Source organism: Dyella flava (assembly GCF_016904955.1).
Lineage (GTDB): Bacteria > Pseudomonadota > Gammaproteobacteria > Xanthomonadales > Rhodanobacteraceae > Dyella_B > Dyella_B flava.
This window is the reverse complement of sequence record NZ_JADIKE010000036.1, coordinates 345,486-358,993: the sequence shown is the minus strand read 5'-3', so window position 1 is coordinate 358,993 and position 13,508 is coordinate 345,486. Positions and strand designations below refer to the sequence as shown.

Genomic DNA, 13,508 nt, shown 5'->3' with positions numbered 1-13,508 from the left:
CGACACGCATGCAACCACATCCCCATCGGGCTGCCGCAGCACGCCGGCTTGCCACTCTCACCCCTCACTCCTCTCCACTCACTTCTCGCTTTTAGGAGATCGGCTTGGACAAGAACATGAAAATCCTGGTGGTAGACGACTTCTCCACCATGCGGCGCATCGTCCGCAATCTGCTGGTCGAACTGGGCTTCAGCAATCCGCTGATCCAGGAAGCCGATGACGGCAATGCGGCGCTGACGATGCTGAAGGCCAACGCTTTCGACATGGTCGTCACCGACTGGAACATGCCGAACATGACCGGCATCGAACTGCTGCAGGCGATTCGCGCCGAACCCAAGCTGAAAGGCCTGCCGGTGCTGATGGTGACCGCCGAAAACAACCGCGAACAGATCATCGCCGCTGCCCAGGCCGGCGTGAACGGATACATCGTCAAGCCTTTCACGGCGATCACGCTGAAGGAAAAGCTGGACAAGATCTTCGAGCGCCTGGCCGCCAGTGGAGCTTCCGCATGACCGCAACCATGACCGCCGTACTCAACGATGGCCTTCCCGCGGAAGTTCGCGCGCTGCTCGACAGCACCGACGGTGCCGCGTTCGAGCAGGCGCTGGACAGCATGGTGCGTCAGCGCGAGCAGCATCTGTTCCGCGCACTCGGCGTGCTCGCCCGCGATCTGCATGGCGCGGTGTGCCGCCTCGGCAGCGACCTGGCCAATGAAGGCGTGCCCGAGAGCATGACCGATGCGCGCAACTACCTGGCCGAAGTGCTCGACATGAGCTCCAAGGCCGCGCATCGCAGCCTGGATTTCGTCGACCGCATGCGTCCGGAAGCCGAAGCGCTGTCGGCCAACGCGGTCGCCGTGCTCGATTTCAACAGCAGCGAGACCGATCCCGCCGCCGTGCTGGCGCGTCAGGCGCAAGTGTTCGCCAACGCCTGCGCCGAAGGGCTCAACGACATGGTGCTGGTGCAGTCCTGGCAGGACCTGGCCGGGCAGCGCGTGAAGAAAGTGGTGAGCTTTATCGAAAGCGTCGAATCCTCGCTGCTCGAACTGGTGCGTCTGACCGGCGCACTCGCCGGCCGCGAAGCGCCGGTGGAAGTGGCGAAGGTAGCCAGCCAGGACGAAGTGGATCGCCTGTTGAGCGAATTCGGGTTCTAGGCGACTGACGGATGCGTGGCGTGGGCGTGATGTCGGGAATGTGTGCAAGACCCTGCGCCGGTGTCCTCGCGACGTGTCCCGCGTCCCTCTCTCGTTCCGGTGAACAACTTGCCCAACGTTTGCCAAGCTTTACGGAAGCACATTGATGGATGCGAACCTGGACAGCGAACTGCGTGACGATTTCCTGGTCGAGGCCGGGGAATTGGTGCAGCGGCTGGGCGAACAGCTGATCGAGCTGGAAGCCTCGCCGCTCGATCGCGAGCTGCTCAATGCGGTGTTTCGCGTCTTCCACACGGTCAAGGGCGGGGCGGGCTTCCTCGGTGTCGAACCGATGGTGCAGTTGTGCCATAACGCCGAAGAACTGCTCAACGATGCCCGCAACGGCCGGCTGGTGCTGAATTCGGTGCATATGGATGCGCTGCTGGAAGCGCTGGATCTGCTCAACGTGATGATGGCGGCGCTGGCCAACGGCGAACCGATGGCGCCGCCGCCGCAGGCATTGCTGCAACGCCTGCAGCCAGCGATCGCCGCCGCGCCGGTAGCCGCGCCGGCCAAACCGGCGCGTGCGGCCGACCCGATCGAAGCGGAATTCGAAGCCTTGCTCGATACGCTGTACGGGCAGGGCGGTGTGCCGGGTGCACCCGCGCACACATCCAAGGAAATCAACGACGACGAATTCGAAAGTCTGCTGGACACCCTGCACGGCAAGGGTGGATCGCCCGGCACCGCCCAAGCGGCAGCGGCCGAGAACAAAGAAATCAGCGACGATGAGTTCGAGTCCTTGCTCGACAACCTGCATGGCAAGGGCGCGGCGCCTGGTCAGGCGGCAGCGCCCGTTCCCGCGCCAGCACCTGCACCGGAGCCCGTCGAAGCGAAGCGCGCACCAGCGGCTGCGAAATCGACGCAGGCCGAAAGCACGGTGCGTGTAGACACGGCACGACTCGACACACTGGTCAGCCGCGCAGGCGAACTGGTGTTGCTGCGAAATCGCCTGCTTACCCTGGCCTCGCGCAGCGAGAACGAAACACTGGCCGCGATGGCCGGCGATCTGGATCGCGTTTCCGACGATCTTCAGACTGCCGTGCTCGGCATGCGCATGCAGCCGGTGGGCCGTCTGTTCCAACGCTTTCCGCGCATCGTGCGCGATCTTGCACGTCAGCTCGGCAAAGACATCGAGCTGATCACCGAAGGCGAAGACACCGATCTCGACCGCAGCCTGGTCGAAGCCCTGGCCGATCCGCTGATCCATTTGCTGCGCAATGCGGTCGACCACGGCCTGGAAGATCCGGCCGGCCGCGAACGTGCCGGCAAGCCGCACAAAGGCAAAGTGACCTTGTCGGCCAGCCAGCGTGGCGAGCGCATCGTGATTTCCGTGAGCGACGATGGTCGCGGCATGGATCCGGAAGTGCTGCGCCGCAAAGCGGTCGAGAAAGGCGTGATCGACGCGGCGCAAGCGGCGCGTCTGTCCGAAGTGGAATGCTATGAATTGATCTTCCGCCCCGGCTTCAGCACGGCGGCGCAGATCTCCGATATCTCCGGCCGTGGCGTCGGCATGGACGTGGTGAAAACCCGCGTCGCCGAACTCGGCGGCACCTTGCAGGTGCACTCGCGCCTGGGTCACGGCAGCAACTTGGAGCTGACCGTACCGCTCACGCTGGCCATCCTGCGCGTGCTGATGGTGCGCGTGGCCGACCGCCTGTTCGCGCTGCCGCTCAGCAATGTCAGCGAAGTGTTCGAGTTGAATCCGCAGCATGACCACATGCTGGATGGTCGCCGTGTCGCTGCGCATCGCGGCCGCGCACTGATGCTGGGTGACCTGGGTGACTGGGCGGGCATCAGCGGACCGGGCGGCAGTCATGTGGTGGTGCTGCATGTCGGACACATGCATCTCGGTTGCCTGGTGCACGAGGTGATCGGCCGCGAAGACGTGATGGTCAAGCCGCTTGGTCCGTTGTTCGAAGGCGTGCCCGGTGTGGCCGGTGCCACCGTTACCGGCGATGGGCGGCTTGCGCTGGTGCTGGATCTGGCGGCGCTGTCGCAGGATGACGGGCGCTTGCTGCCTTCGTTGAAGGTGTCGGCATGAGCCAGAACTTCCGTCTCGCCACACAACGCTCTCGCCCTCTCCCCTTCGGGGAGAGGGTTGGGGTGAGGGGCCAACCTCGCCCGATGGTTGTTCGTGCGCAACAGCCAAAAGCAAACAGTTCGCGAAGCGCTGAGTTTCCCCGCAAGCCCGCCCCCTCACCCCAACCCTCTCCCCGGAGGGGAGAGGGAGCTGTAATTCGGGGAGAGGGAGTTGTAGTTCGCAGCAAGGCAGGTGCTTGATATGGACATCGTAAGCATCGCCGGCACCATTCTCGCCTTCGTGGTGCTGATCGTCGGCGCCATCCTCAAAGGCACCGATGTTTCCGCGCTGTGGAATCCGGCGGCGTTCGTCATCGTATTCATCGGCACGATTTCCGCGCTGCTGCTGCACACGCAGGGCAAGGTGCTCAAGCGTGCGGCGGGCATGTTGAAAATGGTCTACAAACCGCCGCAACTGCATCCTTCCGATTTGATCAGCCGGGTGATCGGCTGGAGCGAAATTTCGCGCCGCCAGGGTCTGCTCGGACTCGAGCCGCATATCGATGCGGAAGACGATCCGCTGGTCAAGAAAGGCCTGCAATTGCTGGTCGACGGCAGCGAGCCGGAAGCGATCCGCAGCGTGCTGGAACTGGAAGTGGAAACGCGCGAACAGGCCGACCTGCATGCCGCCAAGGTGTATGAACAGGGCGGTATTTATTCGCCGACCATGGGCATCATCGGCGCCGTGCTGGGTTTGATGGCGGTGATGCGCGATCTCACCGATCCGGCCAAGCTCGGTCACGGTATCGCCGCCGCCTTCGTCGCCACCATCTACGGCATCAGCCTGGCCAACCTGTTGCTGCTGCCGATCGGCGCACGCCTGAAGGCGCTGATCACCAAGCAGACGCAAGTACGCGAAATCCTGATCGAAGGCTTGATCTCGATCGCGCAGGGCGATAACCCGCGTCAGATCGAGAGCAAGTTGCAAGGCTATTTGGTATGAGACGCCGGCATAAGCACGAAGAACATCCCAACCACGAAGCGTGGGTGATTCCCTATGCGGATCTGCTCACGCTGTTGCTGGCCTTGTTCGTTGTGCTGTATGCGATGTCCAGCGTCAACACCACCAAGTATCGCGCGCTGGCCCAGGCGATTTCCGCTGCGTTCAATGGTTCGCGCTCGGTGATTCAGCCGGTCACGCCAAGCATGCAGTCCAGCACGCCGGTACCCAGTTCCAAGCCGGCGCCGATTCCGCGCTCACCGCTTGCGCAAGTCCTGCTGCCGGTGCTGACGCAGCACATCAGCACGCCCAATACCGTGCCCGGTACGCCCTCCGATCAGAACAAGAGCAAGCTCAGCGAGGAACAGCAGAACCTGGAGCGCATTCGCAGTGAAGTCGAGCATGCGCTGCAGCCGTTGATCGACAAGAATCTGGTGGTGGTGCGGCGCACGCCCAATTGGCTGGAAATCGAGATCCGCACCGATATTCTGTTTCCCAGCGGTGTAGCCAGCTTGTCGCCGTCGGCCAATGAAGTGTTGACCAGCCTCGGCGAAATTCTCGCGCCCTTCGCCAACCCGTTGCGGGTGGAGGGATACACCGACGACGTGCCGATTGATACCGCGGTCTACCCGTCGAACTGGGAGCTTTCCGCCGCACGCGCCGCCAGTGTTGCGCGCCTGTTTGCCGAACACGGTGTCGATCCGGAACGGATGGGCATCGTCGGCTGGGGACAATATCGCCCGGCGGCGGACAACGACAGCGCCGATGGCCGCAACCGCAACCGGCGTGTGCTGGTGGTGGTGTTGAGCGACAAGGCCGCGCCGCGCCGCTTCTACACCAACAGCGACCAGATCGCCGATGCCGATTCGGACGCGACGGACGATCGGCAGGCGTCGACATCAACGACCGCTCCCGGTCCAGTCACCATGACGCCGCCCGTGCAGGTGCTGGCCCCTGCCACGCCGCCAGCATCCGCGCCTGCGCAGACACCGGCAACGCTGCCGTCACCGCGCGTCATTACACCGGTCGCCAGCATTATCAGCACGCCGGTCGTCGTGCCGCCGCCTCAACCCGTTACGCCAGATAGCAAGGGATAACACCAGCGCATGAGTTCTGTTCCCAACATCGAGAAGATCGCCCGGGAGCCGTGGCTGTCCTTTCAGCTGGACGGTCAGCATTACGCGGTGCTGTTGAGCCAGGTGAGCGAGGTCATCCGTGATTGCACGCCCACGCCAGTGCCCGGCGCAGCGGCGGATCTGCTGGGCATTTGTCACCTGCGCGGCAACATCGTGCCGGTGATGGACGGCCGCGGCCGGCTTGGTTTCAGTCAGGCCGCAGCGGCTGATCCGGCTTCCGTGCGTATCGTGGTCTTTGCACACGATGCGCATCGCGTGGGTTTGCGCGTGGATGCGGTGGGCGATCTGTTGCAGCCGAAGCTTGGAGCGATCGAGCCGCCACCGGCGCGATCCGGACGGGTGGATGATCCGGTGCAGGCCGTGATGGGCTGGCAGGGAGGTTTTGTGGCGTTGCTTGATGTTGTGCGTTTGTGCCGCTTGAACCAGGAGTTGCAGGATGTGGCTTGAGGCGGTGGTGATCGCGCTGCTCGTACTTCAAACCCTCACCATCATCCTGCTCTGGCAGCAGGGGCGTCGCATGAAGCGGCAGGTCGGCGGCAAAGACGACGAAGCGGCGAGCGTGCCGGGGTTGATGATCGTCAATGCGCTGAACAAGATCGAGCATCGGCTGAGTGTGCTGGAAACGCGCGTGAATCTGCCGGAAGCACCGCGGCGTTCGGTGGAAGTGCCGGCGGCGCAGATGGCTCCGGTGCGTTCGGCCAGTCTTCATTCGTCGGCGAGCAACTATGAGCTGGCACAGCATCTGGCGCGTGAGGGTGGGGATCTGGAGCAGTTGATGGAGCGTTGCGGTTTGTCGCGCAACGAAGCGGAGCTGGTGCTGCGTCTCTACGCCAAACGCGCATGATCCCGCGCTCTTCCCCCTCTCCCCTCCGGGGAGAGGGCTGGGGTGAGGGGCCAACCTCGCGTTGATCTATCCATCGAAGCGACGCTTTGAATCACCATCTGTGCAAGAGTGTCCCCTCACCCCAACCCTCTCCCCGGAGGGGAGAGGGAGAAAAGCGCGGTCAAGCCTTGCGCGAAGCGTCGTAAATACTCGCCAACACCGCCGCCGCCACCGCATACAAAAGCACCGGCACATCCGCATTCATCCGCAACGACACCAGCAACGCCGCAACCTGCGCATCGTGGTGCAAGGGCAAGCCCAGCGCATGCGCATGCTTGAACAGATTCTCAACCTCAGCCGCATTCAAATGCGTCGTCCCGGACGAACCATCGGCGCCCCCCGGCAGGCGCAATACGACTTTGCGTTGTGGTGCGGGCAGGAGTGGTGTGCTCATACCGTGGCCTTCAGGAACGCGGCGCTGACACTGCTGCCGGCTTGCGGAAGTCCCAGCTGGCAACTGAGCTGATCAAGAAACAGACCAGTCGCGTCGACGCGCGAACGCAAGTCATCGAACTGTTGTTCCAATCGATCCACGGTTTCGCGGCGCAGCGCCCACAGGCGCACCGACAGGCGCAGGCCACGCAGATGCAGTTCGCCGGCAATCGGTCCCAGCGAAGGCAGGTCCAGCGAAAAACCCATGGTCCAGCCTTGCTCGGCTTCCTGTTCCTGCTTGAGCATCAGCTGCAGCACATCGGCGCCGTCTTCATCCTGCACCGGAATTTCCACCAGCCAGTGTGCAGGCGTCGCCTGCAATTGCGCGACTTCCAGCCGCGCCAGCGCGGACTGCACATCGGCGTAGAGGCGGGGCAGAAAGTCGGTAGCTTCGCTGGTATTGGCCAGTTCGAATGGCAGCGGCAGGCGCCCTTGTGGCATCACGCCGCGATAGAGCAGGGGCGGGTCCACCTCGGCATCGCTGCTTTCACCAAGCAGAGGCTGGCCTTTCAGGATCGCCACCAGTCGTAGCAGCGCACCCTTCATATCGTCATGCGCGGTGGTGGCATCGCTGGCCGGCGCCTGCGCAAGCTGCGCTTCGAGGAACATACCGCTGCGATTGATGGCCTGGCGTACCCCATCAGGGGTAGTAAGTTCTGCCGGCGAGCTCATGCTGTGCTCAAGCAACGCCAGGGCCGAACGCAGATACGGCGGCAGCTGCTTGGCAATCGCCCATTGCGACAAGGCGCCCACGGTCGCCAGCAGCGGGGCGTAGCCGTTCTGCTGCGGCAGGCGTTCGCGCAGGGCTTGGTTGACCGTGCTGTCGAGCGGCGAATTGGCGCTGAGGATTTCCAGTTGCGGCTGCGCGCCCAGGCTGAGCACGCGCACTTGAAATTGCGGAGGAAGCTTGGTGCCGGTGCCGGGCGCCTCGGCTTCCACCGTCAGCGCGCCGATCTGCAACACCATCAAGCCTTCTTCGGTTATCCCAAGCGGACGCGCGGACAACACGCTGCCAATACGCCAGCCCTCGGAGCTGGCGCCTGCGGCGGCACCGAGCCAGGTCAGTGCGGCAACGCTGGTTGGCTGGATGATCACGCTTGGCTCCTCGGCCAGCGACGTGCTCTCGTCGCACGTTCTCGCGAACCTGGGGGATTAATCGGCGCAGGGCGAAAAAACTTTAGGGGGTTTTGTGGCGTGATTTTTTGCGCGGATCCTGGGGGCGGCAACCTCCGGGTTTGTGACGCAAGCGTCAAGAAAACCCTCTAAAGCTGCCTCGCGCCTGGCCGATAAATCTTCCAACAGGCATCCGTGAGGAACGTGTCATGGGCAGCAAGAACAAGAGTGATGCAGCGAAGGGCCCGGTGCGGGTGGGCATGCCGTCCGATTTCCGTATCGCCGAGGTGACCGATATGCATCGGCAGCTCAGTGCTGCGCTTGACGTGTCCGAAATCGTGCTCGACGGTGGTGCGGTCGAGCGCGTGGACACGGCCGCCCTGCAACTGCTGGTGGTGTTCCAGCACGAGGCCCGCAAGCGCGGCAACGCCGTGCAGTGGGCCAGCGCGAGCGCACCGCTGCATGACGCGGCCAGCCAGCTGGGCCTGGCAGAGGTTTTGACATTGCCGGCGAAACAGCCGGCCTGAACTTGAGGTGGAAGATGGCAAAGATTCTTGCGGTGGACGATTCGGCTTCGATGCGCGGCATGGTGGCGTTTACGCTGCGTAGCGCCGGCTATGAAGTGGCCGAGGCGGAGAACGGCCAGCTCGCGCTGGATACGGCGGCGGCTTCGCGCTTCGACCTGGTGCTGGCCGACGTGAACATGCCGGTCATGGACGGCATCAGCATGGTGCGCGAACTGCGCACGCGCGCCGAATACAAGGGCGTGCCGATCCTGATGCTGACCACCGAGTCCAACACGGACAAGAAGATGGAAGGCAAGGCCGCTGGCGCGACCGGCTGGCTGGTGAAGCCGTTCGATCCGGAGCAGTTGCTGGCGACGGTCAAGCGCGTGCTTGGCTGAGCCGCCTTTCCCCTCTCCCCTGCGGGGAGAGGGCAGGGTGAGGGGACAACCTCGCGAAAGACGCTATCAGTGCCAGCGCTTTGATCTTCACTCTTGAGGCAAGCGCGGCCCCTCACCCCAACCCTCTCCCCGGAGGGGAGAGGGAGCAGAGCGGTATCAGGCCCATTCCAGGATTTTGTTTATGAGCAACATCAGCATCGCCCAATTCCACAAAGTCTTCTTCGAGGAAAGCCTGGAAGGGCTGGACGCCATGGAAGCGGCGCTGCTGGCGCTCGATGAAGGCGGTGATGCCGAGCTGGTGCACAGCATTTTCCGTGCGGCGCACTCGATCAAAGGCGGTTCGGCCACCTTCGGTTTTCCGGATATGGCGGCGCTGACGCATGAAGCCGAATCGCTGCTCGACCAGGTACGCGACGGCCGCCGGGCGATCGACAAGAGCATCATTGAATTGATGTTGCGCACGGTCGATTGCCTGCGCGGCATGTTCGACCGCGCACAAAGCGGTCAGCCGCTCGCCAATGGTGAAAGCGAGAGCTTGAAGCAGCAACTGGCCGCAGCTGTCGGCCATGCTGGGCCCACGGCGACCAAGGTCGCTGCCAAACCGGCCGCAGCCAGCGGCTGGATCATTCAATTCCGTCCCCACGCCGGCATGTTGGCCGGCGGCAACGACCCGTTGCGTCTGTTGCGTGAACTGGCTGCGCTCGGGCAGCTGGTCGTCGAGGCACAGTTGGATCGTGTGCCCACGCTGGACGCGCTCGACCCCACCGAATGCCATCTGGGCTGGCGCATCGAGTTGACCGGTTCGGTCAGCCGCGAAGCCATCGCCGGTGTATTCGAATGGGTCGAGGACGAGTGCGATCTGAGCATCGAGCCGCTCGTTGCCGCTGCGCCACCGCCTGCACCGGCTGTCGAAGCAGTCAGCGCGCCGGCCGGCGCAGGCGGCGCGGCGGGTACCACGCGCAGTGCGGCGGCCAGCAGCAATGATGCCGGTTCAGTCCGCGTCGGCATCGACAAGATCGATGGCCTGATCGACCTGGTCGGCGAACTGGTGATTACCCAGGCGATGCTCGATCAGTTCCGCGAAGAATTCGATCCCTCGCGCCTGGCCATGCTGCAACAAGGTCTGGCCCAGCTGGCCCGGCATACGCGCACGCTGCAGGAAAGCGTGATGGGTATACGCATGTTGCCGATCGGTTCGGTGTTCAACCGCTTCCCGCGTTTGGTGCGCGACCTCAGCCAGAAGCTCGGCAAGCAGGTGAAGCTGGAGCTGGTCGGCGAGCATACGGAACTCGACAAAACGGTGCTGGAGAAAATCGGCGATCCGCTGGTGCACCTGGTGCGTAACGCGATCGACCACGGCCTGGAAACACCGGAAAAACGCCGTGCCACCGGCAAGGGCGACATCGGCACGCTGCGCCTGGAAGCGTTCCATCGCGGCGGTTCCATCGTGGTGGAGATCGTCGACGACGGCGCCGGCCTGAATCGCGAAGCGATCATCGCCAAGGCGCTGCAGAAAGGTTTGATCAAGAGCGGCGAAGGCATCAGCGACGACGAAGTCGGCGAGCTGATCTTCCAGCCGGGCTTCTCCACGGCCGCGGTGACCACGGACCTTTCCGGCCGTGGCGTGGGCATGGACGTGGTTCGCCGCAACGTGGTGGATCTTGGCGGCACGGTGGCGATCAAGACGCGCCCCGGCAACGGCACCACCTTCACCATCACCTTGCCGCTGACGCTGGCGATCATCGACGGTCTGCGCGCGGCGGTCGGCGATGAGTGCTACATCGTGCCGCTGGTGTCGATCGTGGAATCGATCCAGTTGCCTGCCGAGGCGATACGCAGCGTCACCGGTGGCGGCGAGCTGTTCCGTTTCCGTGGCGAATACCGGCCGATCGTGCGCCTGCACCAGCAATTCGGTTGCACGAATGCGCGGCAGAACATTGAAGACGGCCTGGTCATCGTGGTCGAGGCGGACGGTAACCAGGTTGGCTTGTTTGTCGATGAACTGATCGGTCAGCAGCAAGCGGTCGTGAAGTCGCTGGAAGCCAACTATCGCCGGGTCGACGGTATCTCCGGCGCGACCATCCTGGCCGATGGTTCGGTGGCGCTGATTATCGATATTGCCGGATTGATCCGGCTGCAATCGCGCCGTAAGGCGGCTTAACCGGTTGCGCCGGGAAGGCGCAGCCACATTCCAACTCCATCGTGTCACGCACCGCGGGCGTCGGTGCGCGGGCCGCTGCGCCCTGTTTTTTCCCTATTTTTGAAGGTTGTCGTCATGAAGTCCCCGTTGAAATTGCTTGAGCGCCTGAGTCTCGCAGCCAGAGTTTGGCTGGTTATTGCCATTGTGGTGGTCGGGCTGGTTGCGCTGACCGTGCTGTCAGCGATCGACAGCCGCAGCTTGCAGATGCAGGCGCGCGAACGAGCGCTCAGCGATCAGGTGGCAACCGCCATGTCCCTGTTGCAGAGTTACCACGATCGCGCTGCGAAGGGTGAATTCAGCGATGCGCAAGCGCAGCAGCGCGCCCTTGCCGCACTGTCCACCTTGCGCTGGAACAACGGTACCGGTTACGTGTACGTGTTCGATTCCGGTCTGGTCATGCGCATGCATCCGATCATGCCCAAGCGCGTCGGCCAGAGCATCCATGACGATGCCGACGCCACCGGCAAATTCTTTTATCGGGACATGCTCGCCGCCGATCAGCGTGATGGCCACGGCCTCACCGACTACGTGTGGCCGATGCCGGGCAGCACGGGCAACAAGGCGAAGATGACCTACTCGTCCTGGTACAAGCCCTGGGACATGCATGTGGCGGCAGGCGCGTATTTCGTGGATATCGATGCGCAATTCCAGCAGATGCTGGTGGGCAGTCTGCTGCGTGCGGCGCTGGTGGGCTTGCTGGTGATCCTGGTGGTATGGGAATCCATGCGCAGCATCCGGCGCAGCATCGGCGGCGAACCGAGCGTTGCGCTGAGCATGGCCGCGCGCATCGCCGATGGCGATCTGAGCGGTGACGCCTTGCAGGCCGCACCCGGCAGTCTGCTTGATGCCCTGGGCCGCATGCGCGGCAAACTCACCGATATCGTGGGCGAAGTGCAGCAAGGTGCGCATGCGGTAAGCGCTGCCGCGCAGCAGATGTCGCACGGCAACGACGATCTCAGCCATCGCACGCAGGAGCAGGCGTCGAGTCTGGAAGAAACCGCCGCGTCGATGGAGGAAATGACGTCCACCGTCAAGCAAAGCGCCGAGAACGCCGGCCACGCCAGCCAGCTCGCCGGCGCCATGCGCAGTGAGGCCGAACGAGGCGGTGAAGTCGCGTCGCAGGCCAGTGCCGCGATGCACGCGATCAAGCAAGCCAGCGGGCAGATTGCCGATATCGTCGGCCTGATCGATGAAATCGCTTTCCAGACCAACCTGCTGGCGTTGAACGCGGCGGTCGAAGCCGCGCACGCCGGCGAACAGGGCCATGGTTTCGCGGTGGTCGCTACCGAAGTACGTCATCTGGCCCAGCGCAGCGCGCGCGCCGCGAAAGAGATCAAGAGCCTGATCAACGACAGCGTGGACAAAATCCAGGCCGGTTCCGAACTGGTGGACGCCTCCGGCCAGGCCCTGGCCGGGATCATCGGCAGCGTGAAGAAAGTGGCCGATATCGTGAATGAGATCGCGGCGGCCAGCCAGGAACAGTCGGCCGGTATCGATCAGGTCAACCGTGCTGTCACCCAGATGGACGAGGTCACCCAGCAGAACGCCGCCCTGGTGGAAGAAGCGGCGGCGGCCGCCCGCGCCATGCAGGAGCAGGCGGTCCGGTTGCAGGCGCAGATGGGGTATTTCCGGGTGCAGGTTGCGGCGCCGGTGATCCAGTTGCGGCCGAAACCCGCGCCGGTACGGGTGCAGCAGCCGGTCGCGCGGCCGCTGGCGGTGGCGGGCGAGTGGGCCGAGTTCTGACGCCAATCTCCGCGCGTGGCTCTCTCCCTCTCCCCTCCGGGGAGAGGGCCGGGGTGAGGGGCCACTCTTGCGAAACAGTTGCTTACGAAGCCTCAAACCATCGAAGCAAAGATTCGTCGTAACGACGGCGCTTACGGCAAGCCCGACCCCTCACCCCAACCCTCTCCCCGGAGGGGAGAGGGAGCAACAGCTCGGCGAGTAGGTGTGTTGTCACGCATAGCCGCCTCTCTCCAGGGAGAAAAGCATGCCGAAAGTAATGGGCTGCCGATGAAGGGAAACATGCAGCTTTCAGCTCAAGTTTTGCCCAAAACCGCCGATCTATCTCACGAACGGGAGCCCTCTGGGGGCGCTCCAATGACGAGGCGAAACATGTCTGACCTGGCCCGGGGCGAAGCGCTCCAGTCGCAGTACCTCACCGTCAACCTCGCGCACGAGGAATACGGTGTCGACATCCTCTCCGTGCGCGAGATTCGCGGCTGGACCCCGGTCACGCGCATTCCGCAGTCGCCGCATTACGTGCTGGGCGTGCTGAATCTGCGCGGCGCCATCGTGCCGGTGATCGATCTGCGCTTGCGCTTCGGTCTGGCGCGCGAGGAATACAACGCCACCACCGTCACCGTGATCATCACCGTGGCCGGGCGCCAGTTCGGCATCGTGGTGGATGCCGTTTCCGATGTGATCGACGTGGCCAGCGACGCGCTGCGCCCGGTGCCCGACATGGGCACCACCGTCGACACCGAATACTTGAAAGGACTGACCTCGATCGGCGACCGCATGGTGCTGCTGCTCGATGCAGACAAGCTGCTGCAACCGCAGGACGCGCAGATGCTCGAGGCCGCCCTGAACGCGGCTGACGATGTGAAAGCTGTGGCATGAAGGAATA

The 13,508-nt window shown here is 63.7% G+C and carries 14 protein-coding genes; 12 read left to right on the top strand and 2 right to left on the bottom strand.

Annotation, left to right across the window (positions count from 1 at the left end; all coding sequences use genetic code 11):
• Positions 1–104: 104 nt before the first annotated feature.
• From cheY to ISP19_RS12985, 7 genes are all read left to right on the top strand, one after another.
• Positions 105–512 carry a chemotaxis response regulator CheY gene (gene cheY / locus ISP19_RS13015; RefSeq protein ID WP_204682814.1) on the top strand — a complete coding sequence of 136 codons (408 nt, stop codon included), beginning with the start codon at positions 105–107 and terminating at the stop codon, positions 510–512.
• On the top strand, positions 509–1,153 hold the full coding sequence (locus ISP19_RS13010; protein ID WP_204682813.1) for a protein phosphatase CheZ: 645 nt from the start codon (positions 509–511) through the stop codon (positions 1,151–1,153). The genes cheY and ISP19_RS13010 overlap by 4 nt, the downstream gene beginning before the upstream one ends.
• A gap of 145 nt (positions 1,154–1,298) precedes the next feature.
• Complete coding sequence (locus ISP19_RS13005) at positions 1,299–3,236, top strand: chemotaxis protein CheA (protein ID WP_204682812.1); 1,938 nt, start codon at positions 1,299–1,301, stop codon at positions 3,234–3,236.
• 240 nt (positions 3,237–3,476) lie between these two features.
• Positions 3,477–4,217 (top strand): flagellar motor protein, encoded by a 741-nt coding sequence (locus ISP19_RS13000; RefSeq protein WP_204682811.1) that lies wholly within the window; start codon positions 3,477–3,479, stop codon positions 4,215–4,217.
• A complete protein-coding gene (gene motD / locus ISP19_RS12995; protein ID WP_204682810.1) occupies positions 4,214–5,311 on the top strand; it encodes a flagellar motor protein MotD in 1,098 nt (365 codons plus the stop codon). The genes ISP19_RS13000 and motD overlap by 4 nt, the downstream gene beginning before the upstream one ends.
• A gap of 9 nt (positions 5,312–5,320) precedes the next feature.
• Positions 5,321–5,797 (top strand): chemotaxis protein CheW, encoded by a 477-nt coding sequence (locus ISP19_RS12990; protein ID WP_204682809.1) that lies wholly within the window; start codon positions 5,321–5,323, stop codon positions 5,795–5,797.
• On the top strand, positions 5,787–6,194 hold the full coding sequence (locus ISP19_RS12985) for a DUF2802 domain-containing protein (RefSeq protein ID WP_204682808.1): 408 nt from the start codon (positions 5,787–5,789) through the stop codon (positions 6,192–6,194). Before ISP19_RS12990 ends, ISP19_RS12985 begins: the two co-directional genes overlap by 11 nt.
• A 160-nt stretch (positions 6,195–6,354) precedes the next feature.
• Here ISP19_RS12985 and ISP19_RS12980 read toward each other — a convergent pair whose 3' ends face one another.
• Entirely contained in the window at positions 6,355–6,627 is a 273-nt protein-coding gene (locus ISP19_RS12980; RefSeq protein ID WP_204682807.1) for a flagellar biosynthesis protein, read from the bottom strand.
• Positions 6,624–7,760 carry a flagellar hook-length control protein FliK gene (fliK, locus tag ISP19_RS12975; RefSeq protein ID WP_204682806.1) on the bottom strand — a complete coding sequence of 379 codons (1,137 nt, stop codon included), beginning with the start codon at positions 7,758–7,760 and terminating at the stop codon, positions 6,624–6,626. Before fliK ends, ISP19_RS12980 begins: the two co-directional genes overlap by 4 nt.
• A 227-nt stretch (positions 7,761–7,987) precedes the next feature.
• Here fliK and ISP19_RS12970 point away from each other — a divergent pair, with 227 nt between their 5' ends.
• From ISP19_RS12970 to ISP19_RS12950, 5 genes are all read left to right on the top strand, one after another.
• Positions 7,988–8,305, top strand: coding sequence for an STAS domain-containing protein (locus ISP19_RS12970; protein WP_204682805.1), 318 nt, complete (start codon positions 7,988–7,990; stop codon positions 8,303–8,305).
• A gap of 14 nt (positions 8,306–8,319) precedes the next feature.
• Positions 8,320–8,682: a response regulator gene (locus tag ISP19_RS12965; protein ID WP_204682804.1), complete on the top strand. Its 363-nt coding sequence runs from the start codon at positions 8,320–8,322 to the stop codon at positions 8,680–8,682.
• 181 nt (positions 8,683–8,863) lie between these two features.
• The gene (locus ISP19_RS12960; protein WP_204682803.1) at positions 8,864–10,843 is read left to right on the top strand and encodes a chemotaxis protein CheA; all 1,980 of its coding nucleotides are present in this window, start codon (positions 8,864–8,866) and stop codon (positions 10,841–10,843) included.
• Positions 10,844–10,957: 114 nt separating this feature from the next.
• Entirely contained in the window at positions 10,958–12,625 is a 1,668-nt protein-coding gene (locus ISP19_RS12955) for a methyl-accepting chemotaxis protein (RefSeq protein ID WP_204682802.1), read from the top strand.
• 369 nt (positions 12,626–12,994) lie between these two features.
• On the top strand, positions 12,995–13,501 hold the full coding sequence (locus ISP19_RS12950) for a chemotaxis protein CheW (RefSeq protein WP_204682801.1): 507 nt from the start codon (positions 12,995–12,997) through the stop codon (positions 13,499–13,501).
• Positions 13,502–13,508: the final 7 nt, after the last annotated feature.